Consider the following 22,414-nt stretch of genomic DNA (forward strand, 5'->3'; position numbering starts at 1 on the left):
TGCAGCAGCGGCCAGGCATATTGCGGCGTTCCCGGGAAGACAGTGTCCACAAGAGCCTTGGCGGCCTTGATCTCGGACAGGGTGGGCAAATCGGTCATGCGGATCCTCCGGAGCGCTTCTGCCACATCTCAAAGCCATCGAACAATGACAGGAGTGTGCGAACGATGTTGACCGGCGGGCGGGGCGTCCGTTCGCCTGACGCCCAGTTCGCGGGCGGCGGCGTTGCGCTATCAGAAGTACCTTGCAACACACCAAATCTTGACAAATGACGTCAAGGCCAGCTATATATAGCATATCTATTCCTTTCGTCGACTATATACGCGATCTGATGAGGTTCAGCGCGGCACCCTCTCATCCCCAATTGATATTTCATGACCGCCAGCGCCTCAGCGCCCGATTTGCGTATTCCCACACTCGCCACGGACAACGAGAGCGGAATGGCAAGGCGACGCTCACTAGGTGTGTGTTCCCCTGGAGTGATGGTGCATCATCGATCCTGAATCGTCAGGAGGAGGATGCCCTATGGCAAGCGTTCTTCACGGCAGCGCCCGCACGACGCCGTGTCTTCGAGCCGAGTTCCAAGCGTCGAAAGAAAGCACCCGGTCCCTTGCCGCCCGCTACGGCCTGAACCCCAAGACGGTGGGCAAGTGGCGCAAACGGACGACGACAGCCGACGCCCCGATGGGGCCGAAGTCGCCGAAGAGCACGGTGCTGACGCCAGCGGAGGAGGCCATCGTCGTGGCGTTCCGGCAGAAGACGCTGCTGCCGCTGGACGATGTGCTCGGTTGCCTGAGGGATACCATCCCCAACCTCAGTCGCAGCGCCCTGCATCGCTGTCTCCAGCGCCACGGCATCTCCCGGCTGCCGATCGAGGAGACCAAGGCGCAGCGCAAACGGTTCAAGACCTACGAGATCGGCTACGTCCACATCGACAGCTGCGAGTTACGCCACGCCGACGGCAAGCTGATCATGTTTCTGGCCATCGACCGGGTCTCGAAGTTCACTTACGTCGAGTTCCACGATAAAGCTGGCAAGATGGCGGGCTCGGCCTTCCTCAGGACCGTGGTCGAGGTCTTCCCCTACAAGATCCATACCGTGCTCACCGACAACGGCATGGCCTTCGCCGACCTGCCCAAATATCGGGATGGCCCAACTGGCGGCTCCCCCGGTGGTCATATCTTCGGCCGGGTCTGCGCCGACAACGACATCGAGCACCGGCTGACCAAGCCTTACCATCCTTGGACCAACGGCCAGGCCGAGCGAATGAACCGCACGATCAAGGACGCCACGGTCAAGGTCTACCACTACGACGACCTGCAAAGCCTGAAGACCCATGTTCTGGCCTTCGTCACCACCTACAACTTCGCCAAGCACCTGAAGGCTCTGCGCTGGCGAACGCCCTACCAGGTCATCTGTGAGGCATAGACCAAAGACCCATCAATCTTCAAAATCAACCCGCACCACCTCATTCCGGGACCACACACCCGAGCAGGCGCAGTGTGTTGACCGCATTGAAGGACTGCGAACCACCCGACACCTGCATCACCGCAAGCGTGCGGCCCTGGGTCGGGCGCATCCCGCCCATCTCCAACGGTAAGTGGTCGATCTGGGTCTTCATGACACCCGTGATCTGGCCATGGCGCTCCGGGCTGCACCAGACTTGGCCCTCCGACCAAAACGCGAGCTCGCGTAGCTCCCGCACCGGCGGGTGATCGTCGCCCTTTATTTGATCTGGCAGCGGCAGGTCGGACGGATCGAAGACGCGTGTCTCGGCTCCGAACAGCGTCAGAAGCCGTGCGGCTTCCTCCACGGCAAGCCGCGAGAAGGAGCGCTCGCGCAGTGAGCCGTAGAGCAGCAGGATACGCGGGGGGGGGCCGAGTGGATCGGGTAGGTCGTCTGCGGGCCACCTCATCACGAATTCGGGCTTGAACGCAGGAAACGAAGATGGATCGGTCAGCTCACGCAATGGCATGAGGGCCTCCTACAACTTGGAGCGGGTTCAGCGCAGCTTGCGCGCCAGGATGAACATTGCCACCGCTGACAGCCCGGACAGGGCGACCAAGAGCAACGTGCTCGGTACCAGCCCGGCGCGCTCGAGCAACATGGCGAAGAGGAGCGGAGCGGCGGCCTTTACGATGAGGCCAGGTGCGGAGAGCTTGCCCAGCATCGCCCCGTAACCGGCGGGGCCAAAGAGCTTGAGCGGAACGGTTCCGCGCACGATCGAACTCAGGCCCATGCTGATGCCATAGGCGATCGCGAAGAGGCCTGCGAGCACGGCCGTCGTGCCGCCGATCATCAACAGGGCGAACCCGACTGGCATCAGCGCCGCGGAGGTCCAGGCCGTCGTGACGGGATCGATCGAGGTGCCGAACAGCATTTCGACCAAGCGCCCTGCAACCTGGGAGGGACCAACCATGGCGCCGATACCTACGGCGACCGCAGCGCTCAGCCCCAGACCTTGCAGCAAGGCGAGCATATGGACCGACATCGCCGAAACCACGAAGCCTTGTAGCGAGAAGGCCAACGCCAGCAGGGCGAAGGCGCTGCGTCGGGCGTTCCCCTCAAGGTAGCCGACGATCGGGGCATCGGCGCTATTGGCCGTGGGTGAAGGGCTTGCCATACGGTGAACCGGGCCCGGAAGCAGCAAGAGGTGCAGCGGCGCGCACAGGGCGAACTGAACGACCGCGTAGATGCGGTAGATTTCGCGCCAGTTGAAGGAATTGAGCAGGGCCGTGGTCAGCGGCCAGAACAGCGTCGATGCGAATCCACCGATCAAGGTGAGCTGGCTGATTGCTCGTCTGGCTCCGGAGCCGCGGGCCTGCGTCAGCGCCGTGAACGCGGCATCGTAAAGCACGAGCGTCGAGACGACCTCCAGGGCGATCATCGCCGCGACGTAGCTGATCGGGCCCCCCGCCTCGGCCAGGGCCAAAAGCGAGAGCCCGGCAAGGATCGACCCGACAGTCATCATCGCGCGGGTGCCATAATGATCGATTAAGCGTCCCGCGATAGGTGCAACCAGGCCGCCGATCAGCAAGCCGATGGCGAAACCGCCATAGGTCCATTCAGCTGCCCAACCGAAGCTCTCCGTCATCTTCGGGGCCAGGACGGCGAAGGCATAGTAGAGGCCGCCGTAGCCTGCGACCTAGGTCGCGCCGAGCGCCGCGATCAGCGAAAGCCCGCGCCCGCCGGTCGGCGCGGGGATGGGCAGGGACAGGCTGGACATCAGGCTTCGGCCGTCTCGCGGGTGGTTTCGGTTGGGGTCGAAGAGCAGCCGCAGCCCGTCTTTCCGGATTGCTTCGCCTGCGCGTCATCGCCGCAGCAGGCTTCGACAGTGACGGGAGCCGGGCCGCCGCAGCAACTCGATGCCGCCGCTGACGGACCGCCGGGCGTCGCGCTGCAAACACCGGTCTCAGGCAAGACGAGCTCGACGCGCCGGGCGGCGGCGTGATCGCCTGCGAGTTCTGCCACGATCGAGCGGACCTGTTCATGTCCCGTCGCGAGCAGGAAGATCGGCGCTCGGCCGTAAGACTTCATGCCTGCGATGTAGAAACCAGACTCCGGATGGGCGAGCTCGGCGGCGCCATGCGGGCGGACCGTTCCGCAGGAATGAACGTTGGGATCGATCAGCGGCGCCAGGCTCGGCGGGGATTCAAGCGCGGGATCGAGCTCGACGCGCAGTTCGCGCAGGTGGCCCAGCTCCGGGCGGAAGCCGGTTGCCACGATGAGCTCGTCGACCATCACTGTCTGATTGCGCTCGTCGTCCGAGGCGAGCCGTAAGCCTGACTCATTGCGATCGATCCGATCCAGCCGGAAACCGTTCAGGGCGCGGATCCGGCCTTGCTTGACCAACTCGGCAATCCGCAGGCCAAGCTCGCCACGCGCCGACAGTTGGTCCGCCGCGCCGCCACCGAAGGCCTTCGCCAAGGCCGGGCCGCGATAGAGCCAGGTGATCTCCGTCGCGGGAGCAGTCGCCTGCAATTCCGCAAGCGCGACGAGGGTTCCGATGGCCGAGTGGCCGCCGCCGAGTACGGCGAGACGCTTGCCGGAATAGCGCGACCGCGCGGCGCCGAGGACATCGGGCATGCCGTAGGTGATGCATTCCGCAGCCTCAATCTCGCCTGACGCGGGGAGACCGCCGGCGCCAGCCGGGTTCGGCGAGAACCAGGTGCCCGAAGTGTCGATCACCGCGTCGGCCGTCAGCTTCGCGGTCGTCGCGCCGTCGCGATAGCGGATGAGGAACGGTGCCGCTTCGCGGCCGTTGGTCTTGACCTTGTCGAAGCCAGCCCGGGAGACCGAGATCACATCGGCGTTGAGCCTGATCCGATCGCGCAGGATCGTCTTCTCGGCGAGGGGAGAGACATAGAGCGTAACGAGGTCTCCGCCGGTCGGGTACCGATCCGGATCAGGTCGCGTCCAGCCGGATGCCTCAAGGAGACGCTCGGCCGCGCGATCGATGTTGAAGGCCCAGGGCGAGAACATCGGGACGTGGGCCCATTGCCGGATGGCGTGTCCTGCGGTCGGGCCGCGCTCCAAGATAATCGGGGAGAGGCCGCGCTCCAGGGCATGGGCCGCCGCGGCAAGGCCGACCGGACCGGCTCCAATAATTGCGACTGTCCTAACTGCCATCTTCACGTTCTCCCATTAAACCGGAAACATCGAAATATTGCGCCGCAAAAATCACGCGGCGCTTTGCTCGGAGGCGCAGGCGGCATCGGCGCAGCATTCGGCGACGAGGAACTGGACCAGCTCGTTCATGCGGTCGTAATTCGCCCTACAGATCAGTGTCGTGCCGTCACGCTCCTGGCTGACAAGGCCGACGATGATGAGCGCCTTCAGATGGTGCGAAAGCGTCGATGCGGCGATCTCCAGCCGCTGCTGGCATTGCCCCACGGACAAGCCGGAATGTCCGGCCCTGACCAGGAGGCGATAGAGCGACAGCCGGGTCGGGTTGCCCAGTGCCTCCAGCTTGGCCGCTGCATCTTGCGTATTCATCATGTCGGGGATCATGCGGTGGGTAAGTGGTCGAGTCAATCCATATTTCCGGAATTATAGAAATATGTAATGCGCCGCGCGCCACACCATAAGCACTCAAGGCGCACTGAGCGGCGTGCCTTAGCCTCGATAATCGACGGGAAAGCGGATGCTCGGCCCGGTAGAGCCAYCGCCGGTGAGGAACTTGATCCCGTGGTGTTCCAGCACGTTCTGGACCGCGATGAACAGCTTCAGCGCGACCTTGTCAGATCCCGCCTCTAACCTGCTCAGGGAGGTGCGGCTGATCCCTGCTTCCTCGGCGACTTGCTCGGGACTTAGTCCCAAGCCAACGCGGGCCGCTTTCAGGAACCGTCCGGAAGTAAGCATTCCATTGAAAAAGCACAGGAAGATAGTGAAATCCAGCTTGTCAACAATTTGCCTAATAGGATTAAAATATGTCTTAAAAGACAAAAATTTGTCATTTCATGTAGATCTCGCGCTCCCGCGTTGATAGGCTCCTCCCGAATCGGTCGCAGCAAGGATTCGAAAGGAAGTGGGAATGGAAGCCTTCCTCATTGCCGGCTCGAATACCTATTCGGGTAGGACCACTGCCAGCCTCCTGCTGGCGCTCGGATTGAGCCAGCTCGGCTTGGACACACTTCATATCCAGGTCACCGCGAGCGGAGAGCAGCCAATCCTTCAAGGAGAGGCGGCCGCCCCCTTTGGGACGGCTTGGTTCGTGGCCAACGGACGCGCTCCGAACTTGGCTGAAATCAAGGATCGCATAGGCCAATCCCCGGCAACCGAGGCGATAGTCGTTGACCTGCCGGTGTCTATATTTGACCTAGGATGGATTGCCGATCCCGCCTTTCGAATCCTATTGCCGATGTCAACGGGATCCGCTGACGTCGAGCGGGTCGCTCGTGACTTCCATGAGATTGCTGGCGTATCCATGCCAACGGGTCTCGCGTTGCCATGGATTTTGCCGGTGGGCTGGCCATCGGCGATGCGTCAGTCTGACTACGACCCAATCCTTCGTCGCGTTACGCGACGTCTCCGGCTTCCGGCGCCAACGAGCGACCGTGTGATCCAACCAGGTGGAATTCCGTGGTTCGATTTCACGTCAGAGCCGCTCATCGTGGAAGGTCGAACTTCGCTGTCGTCGCTACGAGCGAAAGCCACGGAGGTGATCGCGTACGCAATGCTGAAGGCAACGGGCAGCGCGCTGTTGGAGTTCCCGCACGATGCGTGCTGGCCGGAGGGTATGTAGATGCTGGTGGGGGGCGGCGTTTCCCCGGAGGAGCGCGATACGCTTGGTCGAGAGGTCGAAAGACTTCGGCGGCTCGCGGACGACCTGGAAGCGGTGGCCGGCGGGACCTATACAACCGGTTCAAGCGCCCCGACCATTGATCGTTGGTGGGTGGGTACGCGAGCCGAGCGCTGCCTTATCGGTGAGGTTTCCGAACACCCCGAACTCCCCGGGATGGGTCGACCCATCGCTACCTCGGGCCTTTTCTTTCTCGACGCGCAGCAAGGTTGGGCGAGAACGCTATCCCGATGGTACCGACTTGGCATTCCGCGCGGCGCAAGGCTGGACGGCTGACCTTGGACACATCGCTCGCCCAACGCATTCGCGACGCCGCCCATTCGACAGAAAACTCGCACGACCGCCTACGCGAAGTCTTGGTCGAATTTGCCGCGGGACCATTGGAAGGCGGCCAGCCTCACCCCGCGCAGGGTGATCTAGCCGACCCGCGGATTGCAGCGACTTCCCCGGAGGAATTGACGGTCGTGATCTCCATAACGGATCTCGTCGATATCATAGAGATGGTCGCACGCCCCCGATCGTTCGGAGAGGCACTTCGAGATGCCGGGTTCGTTCCCGCGTCCGGAGCAACGCCGCCGCTCCGTTCGGGGCACGGTCGCAATCCACTCAGCCCGTACAAGACGAAGCCAACATGAGGATCACTAAGGCCATCTGCGGACAGGATGTCCAGATGCTGGAGTGCGGGTCTGGATGACGACAACCTGACAGCCATGCGCGTCCACGCTTCGGTCGAAGACGTCCGCTCGGAACTTCACCCTCAGCCTTTCGGCCAGATAACCGACCAAACGATCGCTGCCGATGCGGCCCCGCGCCGGCGGGGGGTTCGCTCGTGAACCTGCGTGGCAGCGCAGCACTCAAATGGCCACTGGCAATTGCGATCACGTGCTTGTGAAAGCCGGCTTGCCTATGCCTCCCCAGCACCTTTGCGAGGCGCGCAATCGCAGGGGAGGGCCGCGAATTCCACCCACTGGCCGCCTCCAGGAGCACGTTCTGGCCAATGTTTCTGCCGAAGGATTCGCCTACCAAATCGAAGGATTGAATCCGGCTATCCGGTATCATGGCGGTCGATTGGCTTGAGATTCAAATTCAACGATTCGAATGTTAAATATAGGATTCAACGGTAATTTGAGTTTGGCGAGCGAGCGCTTGCTGATTTGCCGGTTGTGGCTCTCATGATCTCTCATTTGCGCGCTTCCGTATGTCAATATGCTTGATACGCCGATTGACATTCGATTTTATCTGGCGGCTGGATCTTCACTGTCGGCGGACATTCCCGTATGGGGACAGGATCCCGGGATGAGCAAATCGAAGCGCCGCCAAGCCTCTGTTCAGCGACCGAATACGCGGTCCCCGCGCTCACGGCCGCAAAACCCGAATGCCGGTGATCGCAGCACGGGGATGCGCATGGTCACGCGATGGCTCGGACAACCTCCCTCCGCTCCCCATCCTCCGGGCCGAGATCTCGAGAGTCGAGCGCCACCTCGCCCTCGATCGCGAGCGCATCCTCCAGCGAGGTCGAAACGCAAGGGGTCAAATCCAGGAAGTCATCAACCGAGGAGAAGCGAAGGTAAGCAAGCACTCGTTAGCCCGCGCGTCCGCGCACCAGTAGCATTGTTCCCGACGCATCTCGACCGAGAGCCAAGCCGAGAGCGAGCTTCCTGTCCCGACCAACTGGAGCAAGGAAGAGCGAACTCGAATCGCCACGCGATCGAACAGGAGTTCGATCTATCGGCTGGCGGAAGCTTTCGGCGTCCCGGCTAGGGCCCTCCAATGTCCCGTCGCCGCTCCAACCCTGGACGCTATCTCGAGTGGCATGGCCGCAACCTTCGTGTCGTGGTGCGCGTGCCCCGAGACCTAACCACGGCCATCGGCAGGACCACGCTCAAGGAAAGCCTGAACACCGATAGCCTTGCGGCGGCCAACACCCTTAAATGGCCGGTCATTGCCTGTCTCCAGGCGCGCATCGTGCAGGCTCGAAGCGGTGGTGCCGCGCTCGGCACGGCCGATCAGATCAAGGAGGCCGTCCGCTATCGAGACCTACCCCGCACCGTGGACCGCACCTCGCCCGCTCTCGAACGCCACGAGGCGGACGTTGACACCCGGACCGCCGAAATCGCAAAGGCGCATGGCGACGGCGTCGCGCTGGCCTTCCACGACATCGCAACGGGCACCGTCACACCGATCGGCCCGCTCCTCGAGCCATGGCTGGATGAGATCGACGTGGCTCCGCGCACGGAGGAGGGTTACAGGCATGCGGTCCGCCGCTTTACCGAATGGGGAAGCGCCAATCTCCTGGCCATCCATGCTGAGGCCATAGATCGCCGACTCGCTGGGGAATTCGTGTCCGGAGTTCTCGCAAAAGTTGCGCGCGCCACCGCCAACAGGGACATTTCCGCCCTACACGGTTTCTGGGAATGGCTGGGGCAACGCGGTTACGTCACCGGCGACAATCCGTGGAGCCGCCAGCGGTTCTCCACCCGCGGCAAGCACGGGAAGGAATCCAAGCGGTCCATAACCAAGCGACCCTTCACGGATGAGGAAGTGGCGAGGCTCCTCGCCGGGATTGACGCGCAACCGCTGTCGGATATGTCCCGGGTCGCCGCCCTCTCAGGGATGCGGATTAACGAGATTGCAGAACTTCGGGCCGGCGATGTCGGCGGCGGCCTGATTACCGTCCGCAAAGGCAAGACCCCGGCCGGCGTTCGCAGCATCCCGATCCATCCCGATATTGCCGCGATCTTGAAGAAGAGGACGGACGGGAAGGCTGCGACCGACTACGTTTTCCATGAGCTTCCGACACCGCAAAACGCCGCGCGGAGCCGCGCCGCGCCCGCTGGCAAAGCCTTCATCCACATCCGCCGGAAATTGGGGGTGGACGAGCGCGCGGCAGGAGTCGGCCAATCGGCCGTCGACTTCCATTCATTCCGACGGTGGTTCGACCGCAAGGCCGTGGAGGCGTTCGCACGCGGCGCGAGAGGCTTTAAGCCTTGGACCATCGCTGAGGTGATGGGGCATTCGGCTAATGACCAACCGCTCCCCATGACCATGGGGCTCTATCCGGGACCCGCCTCGATGGAGGCGAAGCGGGCGTGCGTCGAGGCGGTACGGCTGCCGAAAGAGGTGTGTCGTCGGAGCCGCGCGCGCCTGCAGGCCAGCRCACGAGCTCCTGCTGCGCTTTCCGTCACAGCCAATGGACCCCGGGTTCCGAGGGGAGGTTCGCCGCGCCGTCGAGACCGAGAGGAGGCGCTTCGTCTCGTTCGGCGGATTGAGCAGGATGTTGCGCTTCGCCACCGCCGTGCATGGGGCCTGGTGCCATCCGATTTGAAAAGTGTCCCGGGGCGCGAATTTCTTCCCGGGATTCGAGTCCCTTGGGCCCATCCTCCGTACGAGAGGAGCTGCTCCCCCAACGGCTCCCCCGAAAATGGTTCCCGCGCGACCTTTTCTCGGCGTAACCCGCTGATCCGGCTGTAAAAAGTTTTGCGAGGGGCCGAATCCCTTCTCCTCCCTCCCCCCGGGGCAATTCGTCATCCGGGAATCGCCTCGCCCTTGCTGCACCAAGCGCTCGATCCTTCGAACCTTGGGAGTCCAGGCATGAACGAAACGACAGGGCGCGACGTGGAGGTTTTCCTCATCAGCGGCTCGAATGCGTACTCCGCTACGCGATGCTGAAGGCGACGGGGAGCTCGCTGTTGAAGGCCTCGGACGATGTGGCTTGCTCGGAGCGGTAGGTCATGCCGCCTTCGGGAAAGTGGCTCAAGCCGCGGATTGTCAGCCGAGAGTTGGCACTACTGCGATTGTTCATCAACCGTGCGAGCAAGATCTTCGAGTGGCTCGGATCCACGCGAGATCGGGCTCGAGTGCCAGGCATCCATCCTGCGGCAATCGACGCAAAGAGAGATGCAGCGGAGGCGGCGGAGCAATTGCCTCAATCGGCTGCGAGCCATCCCGGGACCACTCGGCATCGCGAGAGATCCAAAGCCTGGGCTCAAGAGGAATTCCCAATGGATCGAAGGATCAGCGCGGCCCGGGAGCGTCGCCCGGTCACTAAGAAAGTCGGCCGCTTCCTGGCTTGCTGCACCGTCATCCGCGACTGTCGAGGCTACCCGCAACTGCGTCGTGGCGAGGCGGTGGCGCTCGTTCTGGTCATGCCGGAAGACGCCGACGTGGATGACTACAGGCAGGCTGTTCATTTTGCATCTATGCCAGTCGCTCGACCCGTTCGCTTCGACACAGAAGCGGCGGCGAAGGTCGTCGTGGCCGCGGAACATTGGAGCAAGGGCACGAAGGATTCGACGGGTGCCGGCCTCCTGAAAGAGGACCGCTTCGTCGTCTTGGCCGCGGACATCGCCGAGGTACCGGCCATGGTACTCGCAGCCATTGACGGCATCGTCGAACTCGCGGCGCCGGAGCCTCGCCATCTCCTTGCCATCGGCGAAATCTGTCTCAACCAGCGTGTGAGCAGGCAGCAGGCACATGAGCTCGCGTCGATACCTCTTACAGTGATCAGCGCCATGCTCCGACGGGGACGACCAGTTTCCCATTCGCTCGATTGCATGCGGAAGGCGATTGCAAAGCCGCCGCCGGTCGAGTTGCGCCAACTCCGGATCGAGCATCTCCACGGGCTTGGCGAGGCTGCAGACTGGGCGCGAGAGCTCGCCATCGATCTCAAGGATTGGCGCGAGCAAGATTCCCTGGGCTGACGTAAATCGAGGGGTCCTCGTCAGCGGGCCGTCCGGCACGGGCAAAACCACCTATGCGAAGGCGCTGGCAGCCTCCTGCGGCGTTGAGTTGGTTTTGGGATCTCTCGCACGATGGCAAGCGCGAGGGCACCTCGGCGACCTGCTCAAAGCCATGCGCGCGGCTTTCGACGAAGCGCGTCGCAAGTCTCCCTGCATCCTGTTCATCGACGAGATCGACGCGTTCGGCGATAGGGAAACGTTCAAGGGCGAAAACGCTCACTACAACGTAGAGGTGGTCTCAGGCCTGCTCGAATGTCTTGATGGCGTCGATCAGCGAGAGGGCGTTGTTGTTGTAGGCGCCTGCAACCATCCCGATCGACTCGACGCCGCTCTCGTACGGCCCGGACGCCTTGATCGCCATATCCGGATTACACTTCCCGACGCCGCCGCGCGTGAGGGAAACATCCGATGGCATCTCGAAAACGCGCTTGCGGGTGAGAGGCTTTCTTCGATCGCCGCTCGAACAGAAGGTTGGAGCGGGGCCGCGCTCGAGCGGCTTGTCCGTGACGCGCGCCGATTGGCCCGCCGAGCGCGGAGGGCCATCACAACCGCAGACTTCACGGCCTCGCTTCCGCCGACGATCGCGATTCCGGACCATATGATGCGTCGCACGGCGGTCCACGAAGCTGGCCATGCCACCGTGGCGGTCGTACTCGGAAGAAAATTTGAGTTCGTGGAGATTCGCGACACGGTCGAACTCGCCTCGGGATCCCAGGCGCTGGGCGGCGTCCGGATCGGCCCGAGAACCGTCGCTGACAAGACGACTCAAACTTTGCTCGACAAAATCTGCTTTTTGCTCGCGGGCGCCGCTGCGGAAGAGGTCATCCTAGGGAACCGCTCGATCGGAGGTGGTGGGGAACTCGGTAGCGATCTTCACCTTGCGACCCTGACCGCGCTGCGGCTCGAAACGTCTTACGGTCTTGGCCAAGGGCTGGCGTTCCTGGCGGCCGACGGAGAAGCCGATCTCGCGAGCGGGTCGAGGCGATCCTTGCCGAACAGATGGCACGGGCACGCTCGATCGTTCAGCGCAACCGGATAGGGACGGATCAGGTGACCAAGGAGCTTCTCGAAAAGAAGAGGATCGGTTTCGCGTCCATCGCCGCCCTGTTCTCAAACTCGGAGGCCATTGATCCCATGGCCGATGATGCGTCGGCTGCTGGGAACGGCGTCCAAGCAATGTGAGGACAGTATGCAAGAGCAAGACATTCAACGCATTCGCGCCGCCGCCTGGGCGGCCGAGCGGCCGAAGTCAACGTTGCTTGAGGCGCTTGGCGAGGTCGCCGAGCCATTGGCTAAGGCGGAAATTGATTTTGGGCGGCTCGCTCAAGAGGGCGGCCCGGGCAATCGAGGCATATCGAGCGCTACCGACCATACCGGGCAGCATATGATCGTGATCTCGATGGAGGACCTGGCTCAACTGCTTGAGGCTGTTGCGAAACCGCTGTCATTCGGAGAGGCGCTAATCGCAATAGGATTCGAGCCAGCCTTGGGTCCTCAGCCAAGTTTGCGAAGAGGGAACCCACGCATTCCGCTGAAGCGCCCCTAATGCCTGAGGAGCCAAAAGCAACGGAGCCGTACATGCGCCTCTTGGTGCTATCCGATATCCACCTCGAATTCGGTCCATTTGAGCTTCCCGAAGACATCGGGGAGTTCGATGTCGCGGTATTCGCAGGCGATGTCGACCGCCCCATTGCAAGCTCGATCGATTGGATCGGCCTTCAAAGACGCGGCCCGCTCTAGGGCCGGCCCGTCGTCTTCGTCCCAGGAAACCACGAGTTCTATGGATCCGAAATTCTCTCCTCCCTGGAGGAAGCCAGGGGCCTGGCCGTCGCCACGGCCTTCCGTCGTGTGAATGACGCGCGGTGGGATGACCATCAGCGAAGCTGCGGGCGCGTCGATGTGTCGGTCATCCTGCCATTGCGTGGGATCGGCTCCCCATGGCACCTGCTCCTTGCCTTCGCAAGGACAAGGGACAACGGCTGGGCGGGCGCTTCTTGACCGAGTGCCCGCCCAGCTTCGTTTACGTGCCGGCACCTGCGCGCCGGAGTTTGCCGCAGGTCTCATTATCCGTGCGCTCGTGGCGGAGAGTAACGGCTATTGGGCGCGTACACGTGACTGCGACCTCGCTCGGTGCCTTCGTTTTGCGTCAGCCACATCGGCTGCCGCGATGCCGATCCCGCTGAGGAACTGCCCGAGCTCGTAACTGGTCGGAAGCGCTTTTACCTGGGCGGCATCCAAGCGAGCCAGTGCTTCTCCGCAAACGCGGTCTGTAATGTTAGAGGCAGCCTTTCMCTTCAGGAGCCCGCCGGTGAACAGCCCGAGTGCGCACACCAGTCGGAGTTCGCCAGCTCGAAGTGCGCCGAGTCGACGAAGGTTCCGCTCGTTGTCATTGCCCACGAAATCGCGCGCTAGCTGGAGGAAGTTCGCGGCGATGCGATCGTACATCGGGCGCTCGCGAGGCTTCGGCATGGCCACGCGCCTCCACTCCCCGATCAACTCCAGGATCACCGATGCGTAGCAGTCCAGGCCGGCTGTAAACTGGTGCTGTGAAGCCGTCCGTTCGGATGACAAATACCGGCTTTCACCCATTACGAGCTCTATCCCCTGTTCGCCTATTCTTCATCGTTCGCTGGAAATACGCCGGCGACAAGCGGTTCGTCGTGGCAACGTTCCGCGGCACGCGTCGTTACCCGATAAAAATGGTAGTCCGGAATAGGGCCCCGAGCAGGCGGTAATTCTGTCCCGCGGCGGCGCCCGAGCAAGCGCGGCGAGACGATATCCCGCATGAAGGCTGAGAGCTTTTCGGACGAGTTCGTAGCCTTGTTCACATATGCCTACGAGAATGGGGTTACTGACATCAGCTTTCGTGGAGATCCGACCGGCGCGGCGAGCAAACAACAAGGCTTGATCGCGGCGATGTCGCAGGCGAGGCCTTCGCCTCGGGACGGATATCAAAACGTATGTTTGGATATCTAAACACGTGTCTCGTCATCCGATCCGAATGGCTTTTTCGAACATGAAGTCAGGCGCTCAAGTCTACCGGCCGGTGGGTCGCGGCTGCCGAGTGGCTCTTGGGCTTGGACCAGATCCAACTCGCCGAGCGGGCGGGGATCAGAAGGCAGACCTCGCCGATTTGGAAGGTGAAGCCAGCAGTCCTCAGGCTCGGGTGCGTGATGCGGTCCTGGGTGACGTTGCCCCTCGGTTCTAATCCGGTTTGACGTTCTGGCCCATTGAGAGGACCAGAACATGAAGCGGAGCCGCTTCTCGGAAGAGATGGGGTATTCGGTCCTGATCGCCCGACTGGCTTGCCTATAGGCCCCTACGTCCTGACGATCATGGACCCCCCGTGCAGGGAGAAATGCCATGATCTATGTCGGCATCGATGTCTCGCTGAACTCAGTCGCGATCTGTGTCGTGGACAATGCAGGGAAGCCCATTCGAGATGGAACGGCCTCGGCGGATGCACCGTCGATCGCTGACTATCTCGAACCGTTTGCCGATCAAGTCCAACGGGTCGGCCTCAAGGCAGGGCCGATGTCCGAGTGGCTGACAGCCAATCTCATCCAGCTTGGGCTGCCGGCCATCTGCCTGGAAGCGCGCCAGGTCAACGCGGCACTTTCAGCCATGCCGGTGAAGACCGATCGAAATGACGCCCGGGGGATCGCGCAGGTGGTGAGGACGGGCTGGTTCAAGGCTGTCCATGTTAAGAGCATTGGCAGCCAGCAGGCGCGGGCCCTTGCGGCAGCTCGCAAGCACGTCATCCGATCTGTTGCCGCCGCCGAGTAAGTCACCAGGGGCCTTCGTCGCCCATTTGGGCTGAAGGTCGGGATCGTATCGCGGAGGGGCTTCGCGAGCCGGGTTCGTGAGTTGGTCGCATGCGATACCATGTTGCAGGCGATCATGGATCCCGTGGGGGAGCTGAGGTGGTCATCGGCGATTGCCGGACGAGATGATGAGCCTGCGCGGGCTGCTGGAGAAGAGGCCCGACGCCGATTTTCTGCGCGAGATGATCGGCTTTGCCGCCCAGCGTCTGATGGAGCTGGAGGTCGGCGGGCTGGCCGGCGCCGGCTTCGACGAGAAGAGTCCTGAGCGCCTTGTCAGCGCAATGGCTATCGCGAGCGCGACTGGGAGACGCGCGCCGGCGCGGTCGAGTTGCGCATCCCAAGCTTCGCAAGGGCAGTCGCTTCTCCGGCTTCCTCGAGCCGCGCCGCATGGCTGAGAAGGCGCTGACGGCGGTGATCCAGGAGGCTTACATCCAGGGCATCTCGACCCGCTCGGTCGATGATCTGGTCAAGGCGATGGGGATGAGCGGCATCTCGAAGAGCCAGGTCAGCCGACTATTCGAGGAGATCGACGAGCGGGTGCAGGCCTTCCTCGACCGGCCGATCGACGGCGACTGGCCCTATCTCTGGATCGACCGGACCTAGGTGAAGGTCTGCTAGGCTGGACGGATCGTTTCGGTGGCATTGATCGTGGCGGTCGGCGTCAACGGCGACGGCCGGCGCGAGGTTCTGGGCAGGGACATCGGCCCCTCCGAGGCCGAGATCTTCTGGACGGTGTGCTGCCAGCTGCACAAAACCCAAGGCCCACGCCAGCCTGCGCGCTTGAACCGGACACGGCGAATCTCCCCTCGAGGTAGGCTAGCCGGTTGGGCCGGGCTTGGCGTGCGGAACTCTCGACAGGCAACAGCGTTCAGTTCGCGTGCTGGTGCCTGCCGCGGCGCCCCGCCTAACTCCGCCCAGAGCGGCGGGCTGCTTTTCGCGCTGTGGGATGGCTGGTGTGCGCGCGTCACCGGGGCGGGTCCGCTCATCCTCGAATTTCGTGTCTGGCCGCGCCGACCAGGTCATACCGATCTCCGTACCCTCATGAGCCGGAAGGCCCGCAATCAGAGCAGTTTCGCCAGATACTGCCCATAGCTCGATTTGCCCGTCAGCTTCGCCAGTTCGGCCAGCTGATCGCGAGTGATGAACCCCTTACGGAAGGCGATTTCCTCCGGGCAGGAGATCTTCATGCCCTGGCGCCGCTCCAGGATCTCGATGAACTGGCCGGCTTCCATCAGGCTCTCATGCGTGCCGGTATCGAGCCAGGCGAAGCCGCGGCCCATGATCTGCACATGAAGCGCGCCGCGCGCCATGTAGGCGCGGTTGATATCGGTGATCTCGATCTCGCCGCGCGCCGATGGCTTGATGGCGGCGGCGATGTCGAGGACGTCATTGTCGTAGAAATAAAGGCCGGTCACCGCGAGATTAGATTTCGGTTCGGCCGGCTTTTCTTCGATCGAGATGCCCTTGCCGGCCGTGTCGAGCTCGACCACGCCGTAACGCTGCGGGTCGGAGACGACATAGCCGAAGACGGTCGCCCCCGTCGGCCGCGCGGCGGCCTCCGCCATCAACTCGGGCAGGCCATGACCGTAGAAGATGTTGTCGCCAAGGACCAGCGCGACGCGGTCGGTCCCGACAAAATCGCGCCCGACGATGAAGGCGTCGGCAAGCCCGCGCGGTTCGGCCTGCACGGCGTAGCTGAGATTCAGGCCAAACTGGGTCCCGTCCCCCAGCAAGCGGATGAACAGCGCCTGATCATGCGGGGTTGTGATGATCAGGATCTCGCGGATGCCGGCAAGCATCAGCGTCGAGAGCGGGTAGTAGATCATCGGCTTGTCGTAGACGGGCAGCAACTGCTTCGAGACCACGGAGGTCACCGGGTGCAGCCGCGTGCCGGTCCCGCCGGCTAGAATGATGCCCTTCATGGTACCCTCTGCGCCATCAACGTGGCCACGACCTCGCGCATGCGTTCCTGCCACGGCTTTGCGCGATAGCCAAAGAGCTTATGTGCCTGAGCACCGCTGGTAGACGCCTCGACGCTAGACTTTAAGGGCGACTCCCGGGCCGGCTGCCGTGTCCCCGTTGTCGAGGAAAGCGACGCCTGCTTGCTCCAGGGCGGCGCGGATGGCGTCAACGGTTCGCGGCTTCAGCGCCTCGCCGCCTTCGAAGCGCGTGATCGTGTTGGTGGATACCTTCGCCGCGTCTGCTAATTCGCGGACGCCAAGCTGAAGTGCGGCTCTCGCCATCCTACATTGAGTGGACAACAAATTCGATACTTCATGGCGATTTCGCCTTAACGAGGCGAATGCGGCAGTTAATATTTACACGGTAGCGAAAACGCCACGGTGAGGCAAGGAAACAACCGATATGCCCGCCAACATCGTTAATGTGCCGTCCGTCGGCTACGCGCCCCTGCCGATCGGCCGCTACGATCTGGAGATTGTGGAGTCCGCTTACGAGCCGAGCGAAACAGGGTCCGGCATGGTGCTGAAGTGCAAGGCGCAGATCGTCGGGGGCGACCACGACGGGCAGCCGCTCAACATCGAGATGGCGTTGGAGCACGAAAACGCGGAAGCCCAGCGGATCGGCCAGCGTCACTTCGCGGCGCTGCGGCGGGCGATTGGCGTTCCCAATCCGGAGCACACGGGCGACCTGAGGTTCAAGCCATTCGATGCGCAGATCGGCGTTGCCAAGGGCCGCAATATCGTTCGCGCCTACGGCGAGTGGGCAGCCTAGCTCGATGAAGATGGMCGCCGGGCCTGATGGGGGGTGGGGGGCAGCTTTGACGCTAATCCGGCGTCCGCCGCCGCATCGCTGAGACGGTCGCGCCATGTGCTGGGACGGTGTGTCGTAATTGGGGCGGCGGGTAGCGTATATTTCGTTCAGCGGAACGCCGCGCGACACGCGGAATTAGCGAGAATTCGTGTTGCAGCGTGTTGCATGGACTTAATTGCAACACTCCAAAACAGGCGGAATCGGCGGGAATCTGCAACGCGTTGCAAGTTACCCAGGCGTCTGGTTTCGCCTCGCTTTTCTCTAAGTCAATGATTTTGCTTAGAGAAAAGTGGTAGCGGGAGAGGGACTCGAACCCCCGACACGCGGATTATGATTCCGCTGCTCTAACCAGCTGAGCTACCCCGCCCCAAGACCGGCGACAATGGCGCCAGCGGCTTGCGATGGCGCGGATATAGGGGGCGCAGCAGGGAGCCGTCAAGCCTGCTGGTGCATGCTTCACATCCTTTACACAGATGCGGGCGGCCTCCCCGAAGGCAGACATGGCAATTGTCCAGGGTCCGCCATGCATTCCTGCAATGACGGGACGCTTGATCCCGGCCAAGCCATGCCTAGTTCACATGGAAGGGATACAAATGTTGGTCATCGCTGGCTGGGCTGCATGTTGCTGCCGTTGCTGCCGTTGCCGCAGTGCGCTGTCGCTCGCGAGGCCATGATCCAGGAGTCCTCGCATATGAGCTCGCTCGTACAAGAACAGTTCAGCTTCTCGATGGGTTTGAAGCTGCTCGCCCGAAGGAGCCTGCTCGCTGCCGCAGCTGTGCTATCCCTGGTGACCACGCCCTTCGTGATGATCACTCCCGCCGCGGTGCAGGCTGCCGAACCCTGGCAGCAATCCTGCGCCTACAAGACCCAGTTCGGCGTGCTCGGCTCGGGCATGGGGATTGCCGCCGACTACTGCACGCGTCTGAGCTTCTGCCAGAGGATGGCTGAGCAGAACGATCCGAATATGGTGCAGAAGGGCTGCTTCGGCTTTGCGCCGCAAGCGGCGAACGCGCCGGCCTCCTCCAGCAAGTATCGCTGAGCGCAGGTTTCGCTGAGTAACTGCGCTCGGCCGGGCTTCAGGCCTTTGCCGGGCGCTTTCTCAGTCTGACGACCYTGAAGTAGCCCTTGCCGACATGGACGGTGTCGTAGCGGCCCGTCCGCGCGGCCCAATCCGTCAGCCGACGGACCTTGAAATCCGTGCTCCAGCCGATCGCCTTGGCGATCGGCGCGAGCGCGGCCCAGAGCGGCGCTGTCAGCGCACTGTCGTCTACCAATCGGCTAGAGATGATGATCTCGCCACCTGGCTTCAGGACGCGGTCCATTTCATCGAGTGCCTGTTCGGGGTTTGGCACCAGCGTGATGACGAACTGCGCCGTCACGGCATCGAAGCGCTCGTCGCCGAAGCCGAGGCGGCAGGCGTCCATCACCATCAGCCCCTTCACATGCTTCAGTCCCTGACTTGCGACCTTACGGTTGGCCACTTTCAGCATGTCGAGCGAGAGATCGGCGCCAAGCACACGGCGGTCCGGCGTGAAATAGGCAAGCGTCAGGCCGGTTCCGACGCCGATCTCGAGAATATCGGGACCACAGGCACAAGCGGCCGCAACGGCTTCGCGCTGGGCGCGGGCGAGCAGCCGCAAATAGACCTTGTCGTAGAACTTTGCCCAGGTGGCATAGACCCGCTTCTGGCCTTCGAGGTCATAGGTCACAGGCATAGGGCAGCTCGACTGGATCGGAGTGGCGTGGGTGGGGGAGGTGGAGCCGCAGTCACGAGGCGGCGAGAGCAAGCTCGAGCCGGGCAGCCGCAGCCTGGGCTGCAGGCGAGATGATGGTGCCGCCACCCAGGACACGCGCACCGGATCCGGCATGGTCGTAGATCACGCAGGCCTGGCCGGGAGAGACGCCTTCCTCCTCGCCCGCGAGCACGATGATGAGCCCGGAATCGTCACGCAGCAGCCGGGCTTCGCGCGGGGCGCGGGTCGAGCGGACACGCACCGCCACATCGAGGCCTTCAGGCGGCAGGGCGTCCAGTGCGACATCGCCGATCCAGTTGAGATCGCGCAGCCGGACTTCACGCACGCCGAGAGCCTCGCGCGGTCCGACGACCACGCGCGCCTGTTCGGCATCGAGCCTCAGCACATAGAGCGGTTCCGTCGTGCTGATCCCAAGCCCCTTGCGCTGTCCGACAGTGTAGCGAAGGACGCCTTCATGGCGGCCCAGCACGCGTCCATCGAGATGGACGATGTCGCCGGGGCGCGCAGCACCGGGCTTTAGCCGTTCGATGACGTCGGCATAGCGGCCATTCGGCACGAAGCAGATGTCCTGGCTGTCTGGCTTGTCGGCGATGGCGAGACCGAGCTCGGCGGCAAGGGCGCGGGTCTGAGCCTTGTCGATTTCGCCGAGAGGGAAACGCAGCAGGTCGAGCTGATCCTGCGTCGTCGCATAAAGGAAATAGCTCTGGTCGCGGGCTTCGTCCGCGGCACGAAACAGGCCGCGATGGCCGTTGCCAAGGGCCCGGCTGACGACATAGTGCCCCGTCGCCAGCGCATCGGCGCCGAGTTCGCGGGCGAGCCCGAGCAGGTCGCGGAACTTGACGGTGCGATTGCACTCGACGCAGGGAATGGGCGTCTCGCCGGCGAGATAGCTCTCGGCAAAGCGCTCGATCACGGCGTCGCGGAAGCGGCTCTCATAATCGAGAACATAATGCGGGATGCCGATCGTCTCGGCGACGCGGCGGGCGTCATGAATGTCCTGTCCCGCGCAGCAGGCCCCGGCCCGATGGACAGCGGCTCCGTGATCGTAGAGCTGCAGGGTCACGCCGACGACATCATAGCCTTCGCGCTTGAGCAGGGCGGCCACCACGGACGAGTCCACGCCTCCGGACATCGCCGCGACGACGCGCGTCGCCGCGGGCGGCTTGGCGATGTCGAGGGAGTTGAGGGGGGAGGTCATGGCGAGCGGGATCATCCTGGCGAAGGCGACTATGTGGCGGTTCTATACCGGCTTTGACAGGGGCGGGCCAGTGAGCGATCGGCAAATCCTGCCGCCTCACCGGAGGGGGCAAGGAGAATCTTGCCGCGAGCGATCCGGGCATGGCCGCTACCGCCTTGAAAACRAAGGAACAGCATCCTGGCGCGAGACTTGCTGCTCGCGGCCTGGGCATGTTCCTGCCCGCGGTCCGGATTTACCTGATGTCTGCCGTCTCCTCCTCAGTCGCCTCGCCCAATGCCGAGCAGGCTGCGTCGCGCCGCCGTGCGCCAGAGCGCGGCTCCGATGGTGCGGCCGCGCCATTCAGCCTGCCTGAGGGCGGCGGCGACCCGGAGGTGCCGGCCGCGGCGAAGGACGACGCTGCCGCGACGAAGCCGGAGGCAGGCGGCAAGGCCAGTGCGACACAGGAGCAGAAGGCAACCGCCTCCGCGCTAGCGACGGTGCAGCCCGCGGTGCTGCTCAAGGGCACCACCGCGGTGGTGGTGCCGGCGGAGGCCGCCGAAGCAACTCCGACCGCGACCCAGCCCAAGCCGGATATCGGCGCGCTCGTCGCCATTGCCGTCGCCGAACAGGCCGCAGCCGGCAAGACCGCCGTCGCTGGCAAGCCTGGTGTCGAAGAAAAACCGACGGATTCCGAGCCGAAGGAAGCCGCCTCCGCTGACAAGCCTGTCGAGGCCGCTGTCGTGATGCCAATTCCCGCGCCGGCGGCTATCCCGGTTGTCGTCGCTCTGCCGTTGGTCGGTGGCGACATCGCTGCGGCAGGCATCGGCGATGAAGCCGTTCCAGGTGGGACGAAGGCGGCTCAGGGGATTCCCACCGGGATGGCGCAGGCAGCTATGCCGGCCCAGACCCTCGTGCCAGCCGAGGCGTCTGTCATGGCCGCTGTATCCGCAACCGATGCCGCCGCGTCGACCTCCGAAGGCGACGAAGTCGGCAAGCCGGCGGAGAAACCGCATGCGGGACCGATGATCGCCGCATCGAAGGAAACTGCGACCGGCCCGGCCAATACCACCGTCGCTGCGGGGCAGCCGCTCGCCGACCTGTTCAAGCCTGTCGAAGTGCAGCAGGCGCCGGTGCCGATCGAGCTGTCCGCGGCCGTGGCGTCGCATTCCGGCAAGCCGGAAGGCATTGCCGGTCTGCCTGATATCGACCTGGCCAAGGCGGCGCAGCAGCCTTCGGCCGGCATGCATCGCGGCATGGCTGACGGCCAGCCGACACCGCTCCATGTCGTCCCGATCGAGATCGGTCTGCGTGCCCTTGCCGGCAGCAAGCGCTTCGATATTCGGCTTGACCCGCCTGAACTTGGCCGCGTCGACGTTAATCTCGAGATCTCCGAGAAGGGCGAGGTCAGCGCAAAACTGGTCGTCGACCGTGTGGAGACCCTGCACCTGCTTCAGCGGGATGCGCGGACGCTTGAGCGTGCCTTCGAGCAGGCCGGTCTCAAACCCTCGGATAGCGGCGTCGATATCACATTGCGCGATCCGAACGATCAGCCCGGTTTCCGCCAGCAGCGGCAGGATGACGAGGCGCCGCGCCGTGCCCGCATCCAGCCTGATGCCGCCGAGCTCGGCGATGCCTCAGCCATTCCGGCGCAGCCTGCGCCCATCCGCCGCCTCGTCAGGCTCGGCGGCGTCGACCTCAGCATCTGAAGGGGCGGATCATGACCGTTTCCAACACCTCATCGAGCACCGGCACCGGCTCCGCTACCAATGTCAGCGGCGGCGGAAGCTCGATCGCCAATAATTTCGATCAGTTCCTGACGCTGCTGACGACCCAGCTCAAGAACCAGAGTC

General features: G+C 63.3%; 22 protein-coding genes, 1 tRNA gene and 3 pseudogenes. 14 read left to right on the plus strand and 12 right to left on the minus strand.

Annotated features, from left to right (window positions below):
* Positions 1–522 precede the first annotated feature (522 nt).
* Complete coding sequence (locus AC1DRP_RS20695) at positions 523–1,425, plus strand: IS481 family transposase (RefSeq protein WP_476769407.1); 903 nt, start codon at positions 523–525, stop codon at positions 1,423–1,425.
* Between the two features lie 12 nt (positions 1,426–1,437).
* Here the strand turns inward: AC1DRP_RS20695 and AC1DRP_RS20700 are convergent, their stop codons facing one another.
* The 6 genes and pseudogenes from AC1DRP_RS20700 to AC1DRP_RS20725 form a co-directional block, all read right to left on the minus strand.
* Positions 1,438–1,512, minus strand: coding sequence for a hypothetical protein (locus tag AC1DRP_RS20700; RefSeq protein ID WP_476769426.1), 75 nt, complete (start codon positions 1,510–1,512; stop codon positions 1,438–1,440).
* Positions 1,484–1,912 (minus strand): annotated as a pseudogene (locus AC1DRP_RS20705) (NAD(P)H-dependent oxidoreductase); the annotation flags it as partial. The gene AC1DRP_RS20700 and the pseudogene AC1DRP_RS20705, both read right to left, overlap by 29 nt.
* 87 nt (positions 1,913–1,999) lie before the next feature.
* Positions 2,000–3,112, minus strand: a pseudogene (locus AC1DRP_RS20710) (MFS transporter); the annotation flags it as partial.
* 110 nt (positions 3,113–3,222) lie between these two features.
* Complete coding sequence (locus AC1DRP_RS20715) at positions 3,223–4,626, minus strand: NAD(P)-binding domain-containing protein (protein WP_476769408.1); 1,404 nt, start codon at positions 4,624–4,626, stop codon at positions 3,223–3,225.
* A gap of 51 nt (positions 4,627–4,677) precedes the next feature.
* Positions 4,678–4,992, minus strand: coding sequence for an ArsR/SmtB family transcription factor (locus tag AC1DRP_RS20720; protein ID WP_476769427.1), 315 nt, complete (start codon positions 4,990–4,992; stop codon positions 4,678–4,680).
* A gap of 120 nt (positions 4,993–5,112) precedes the next feature.
* The gene (locus AC1DRP_RS20725) at positions 5,113–5,442 is read right to left on the minus strand and encodes a helix-turn-helix domain-containing protein (RefSeq protein ID WP_476769409.1); all 330 of its coding nucleotides are present in this window, start codon (positions 5,440–5,442) and stop codon (positions 5,113–5,115) included.
* Positions 5,443–5,530: 88 nt separating this feature from the next.
* On the opposite strand from AC1DRP_RS20725, the gene AC1DRP_RS20730 reads away from it, so the two are divergent.
* The 7 genes from AC1DRP_RS20730 (at position 5,531) to AC1DRP_RS20760 (ending at position 12,583) form a co-directional block, all read left to right on the plus strand.
* Complete coding sequence (locus AC1DRP_RS20730) at positions 5,531–6,241, plus strand: hypothetical protein (RefSeq protein ID WP_476769410.1); 711 nt, start codon at positions 5,531–5,533, stop codon at positions 6,239–6,241.
* Positions 6,242–6,574 (plus strand): DUF6634 family protein, encoded by a 333-nt coding sequence (locus tag AC1DRP_RS20735; protein WP_476769411.1) that lies wholly within the window; start codon positions 6,242–6,244, stop codon positions 6,572–6,574.
* A gap of 1,494 nt (positions 6,575–8,068) precedes the next feature.
* On the plus strand, positions 8,069–9,769 hold the full coding sequence (locus AC1DRP_RS20740) for a DUF6538 domain-containing protein (RefSeq protein WP_476769412.1): 1,701 nt from the start codon (positions 8,069–8,071) through the stop codon (positions 9,767–9,769).
* A 530-nt stretch (positions 9,770–10,299) separates the two neighbouring features.
* The gene (locus AC1DRP_RS20745) at positions 10,300–10,998 is read left to right on the plus strand and encodes a hypothetical protein (RefSeq protein WP_476769413.1); all 699 of its coding nucleotides are present in this window, start codon (positions 10,300–10,302) and stop codon (positions 10,996–10,998) included.
* A complete protein-coding gene (locus tag AC1DRP_RS20750) occupies positions 10,922–12,076 on the plus strand; it encodes an AAA family ATPase (protein ID WP_476769414.1) in 1,155 nt (384 codons plus the stop codon). Before AC1DRP_RS20745 ends, AC1DRP_RS20750 begins: the two co-directional genes overlap by 77 nt.
* 11 nt (positions 12,077–12,087) lie before the next feature.
* Positions 12,088–12,219, plus strand: a complete 132-nt coding sequence (locus AC1DRP_RS20755) for a hypothetical protein (protein WP_476769415.1) — start codon at positions 12,088–12,090, stop codon at positions 12,217–12,219.
* A gap of 7 nt (positions 12,220–12,226) precedes the next feature.
* On the plus strand, positions 12,227–12,583 hold the full coding sequence (locus tag AC1DRP_RS20760) for a hypothetical protein (protein WP_476769416.1): 357 nt from the start codon (positions 12,227–12,229) through the stop codon (positions 12,581–12,583).
* Positions 12,584–12,630: 47 nt separating this feature from the next.
* Here the strand turns inward: AC1DRP_RS20760 and AC1DRP_RS20765 are convergent, their stop codons facing one another.
* Complete coding sequence (locus tag AC1DRP_RS20765) at positions 12,631–12,912, minus strand: hypothetical protein (RefSeq protein WP_476769417.1); 282 nt, start codon at positions 12,910–12,912, stop codon at positions 12,631–12,633.
* 1,488 nt (positions 12,913–14,400) lie between these two features.
* On the opposite strand from AC1DRP_RS20765, the gene AC1DRP_RS20770 reads away from it, so the two are divergent.
* Both AC1DRP_RS20770 and AC1DRP_RS20775 read left to right on the plus strand, forming a co-directional pair.
* A complete protein-coding gene (locus AC1DRP_RS20770) occupies positions 14,401–14,823 on the plus strand; it encodes an IS110 family transposase (protein ID WP_476769418.1) in 423 nt (140 codons plus the stop codon).
* 151 nt (positions 14,824–14,974) lie between these two features.
* Positions 14,975–15,593, plus strand: a pseudogene (locus AC1DRP_RS20775) (transposase); the annotation flags it as partial.
* Between the two features lie 329 nt (positions 15,594–15,922).
* Here the strand turns inward: AC1DRP_RS20775 and rfbA are convergent.
* Both rfbA and AC1DRP_RS20785 read right to left on the minus strand, forming a co-directional pair.
* The gene (rfbA, locus tag AC1DRP_RS20780) at positions 15,923–16,783 is read right to left on the minus strand and encodes a glucose-1-phosphate thymidylyltransferase RfbA (protein ID WP_476769419.1); all 861 of its coding nucleotides are present in this window, start codon (positions 16,781–16,783) and stop codon (positions 15,923–15,925) included.
* Between the two features lie 114 nt (positions 16,784–16,897).
* On the minus strand, positions 16,898–17,104 hold the full coding sequence (locus AC1DRP_RS20785) for a helix-turn-helix domain-containing protein (RefSeq protein ID WP_476769420.1): 207 nt from the start codon (positions 17,102–17,104) through the stop codon (positions 16,898–16,900).
* A gap of 121 nt (positions 17,105–17,225) precedes the next feature.
* Between AC1DRP_RS20785 and AC1DRP_RS20790 the strand changes: the two genes are divergently transcribed.
* Positions 17,226–17,594, plus strand: a complete 369-nt coding sequence (locus tag AC1DRP_RS20790) for a DUF669 domain-containing protein (protein ID WP_476769421.1) — start codon at positions 17,226–17,228, stop codon at positions 17,592–17,594.
* 329 nt (positions 17,595–17,923) lie between these two features.
* Here the strand turns inward: AC1DRP_RS20790 and AC1DRP_RS20795 are convergent.
* Positions 17,924–18,000 (minus strand) — tRNA-Met (locus tag AC1DRP_RS20795).
* Between the two features lie 324 nt (positions 18,001–18,324).
* Here AC1DRP_RS20795 and AC1DRP_RS20800 point away from each other — a divergent pair.
* Complete coding sequence (locus AC1DRP_RS20800; protein ID WP_476769422.1) at positions 18,325–18,672, plus strand: hypothetical protein; 348 nt, start codon at positions 18,325–18,327, stop codon at positions 18,670–18,672.
* A 37-nt stretch (positions 18,673–18,709) separates the two neighbouring features.
* Here the strand turns inward: AC1DRP_RS20800 and AC1DRP_RS20805 are convergent, their stop codons facing one another.
* Both AC1DRP_RS20805 and mnmA read right to left on the minus strand, forming a co-directional pair.
* Positions 18,710–19,348 carry a class I SAM-dependent methyltransferase gene (locus AC1DRP_RS20805; RefSeq protein WP_476769423.1) on the minus strand — a complete coding sequence of 213 codons (639 nt, stop codon included), beginning with the start codon at positions 19,346–19,348 and terminating at the stop codon, positions 18,710–18,712.
* 52 nt (positions 19,349–19,400) lie between these two features.
* Positions 19,401–20,585, minus strand: coding sequence for a tRNA 2-thiouridine(34) synthase MnmA (mnmA, locus tag AC1DRP_RS20810; RefSeq protein ID WP_476769424.1), 1,185 nt, complete (start codon positions 20,583–20,585; stop codon positions 19,401–19,403).
* A gap of 239 nt (positions 20,586–20,824) precedes the next feature.
* Here mnmA and AC1DRP_RS20815 point away from each other — a divergent pair, with 239 nt between their 5' ends.
* On the plus strand, positions 20,825–22,270 hold the full coding sequence (locus tag AC1DRP_RS20815; protein ID WP_476769425.1) for a flagellar hook-length control protein FliK: 1,446 nt from the start codon (positions 20,825–20,827) through the stop codon (positions 22,268–22,270).
* Positions 22,271–22,281: 11 nt separating this feature from the next.
* The coding region (locus AC1DRP_RS20820; protein ID WP_476769428.1) for a flagellar hook capping FlgD N-terminal domain-containing protein at positions 22,282–22,414 on the plus strand (133 nt) is incomplete at its 3' end.

It is taken from the genome of Allobosea sp. 01N443 (assembly GCF_056399325.1).

Coding starts and splice junctions, on each gene's coding strand:
- AC1DRP_RS20730 (WP_476769410.1), top strand. CDS start 5,531: ATGGAAGCCTTCCTCATTGCCGGCTCGAATACCTATTCGGGTAGGACC.
- AC1DRP_RS20790 (WP_476769421.1), top strand. CDS start 17,226: ATGCCCGCCAACATCGTTAATGTGCCGTCCGTCGGCTACGCGCCCCTG.
- mnmA (WP_476769424.1), bottom strand. CDS start 20,585: ATGACCTCCCCCCTCAACTCCCTCGACATCGCCAAGCCGCCCGCGGCG.
- AC1DRP_RS20765 (WP_476769417.1), bottom strand. CDS start 12,912: ATGGTCATCCCACCGCGCGTCATTCACACGACGGAAGGCCGTGGCGAC.
- AC1DRP_RS20800 (WP_476769422.1), top strand. CDS start 18,325: ATGAGCTCGCTCGTACAAGAACAGTTCAGCTTCTCGATGGGTTTGAAG.
- AC1DRP_RS20770 (WP_476769418.1), top strand. CDS start 14,401: ATGATCTATGTCGGCATCGATGTCTCGCTGAACTCAGTCGCGATCTGT.
- AC1DRP_RS20785 (WP_476769420.1), bottom strand. CDS start 17,104: ATGGCGAGAGCCGCACTTCAGCTTGGCGTCCGCGAATTAGCAGACGCG.
- AC1DRP_RS20760 (WP_476769416.1), top strand. CDS start 12,227: ATGCAAGAGCAAGACATTCAACGCATTCGCGCCGCCGCCTGGGCGGCC.
- AC1DRP_RS20745 (WP_476769413.1), top strand. CDS start 10,300: ATGGATCGAAGGATCAGCGCGGCCCGGGAGCGTCGCCCGGTCACTAAG.
- AC1DRP_RS20735 (WP_476769411.1), top strand. CDS start 6,242: ATGCTGGTGGGGGGCGGCGTTTCCCCGGAGGAGCGCGATACGCTTGGT.
- AC1DRP_RS20720 (WP_476769427.1), bottom strand. CDS start 4,992: ATGAATACGCAAGATGCAGCGGCCAAGCTGGAGGCACTGGGCAACCCG.
- rfbA (WP_476769419.1), bottom strand. CDS start 16,783: ATGAAGGGCATCATTCTAGCCGGCGGGACCGGCACGCGGCTGCACCCG.
- AC1DRP_RS20715 (WP_476769408.1), bottom strand. CDS start 4,626: ATGGCAGTTAGGACAGTCGCAATTATTGGAGCCGGTCCGGTCGGCCTT.
- AC1DRP_RS20815 (WP_476769425.1), top strand. CDS start 20,825: ATGTCTGCCGTCTCCTCCTCAGTCGCCTCGCCCAATGCCGAGCAGGCT.
- AC1DRP_RS20695 (WP_476769407.1), top strand. CDS start 523: ATGGCAAGCGTTCTTCACGGCAGCGCCCGCACGACGCCGTGTCTTCGA.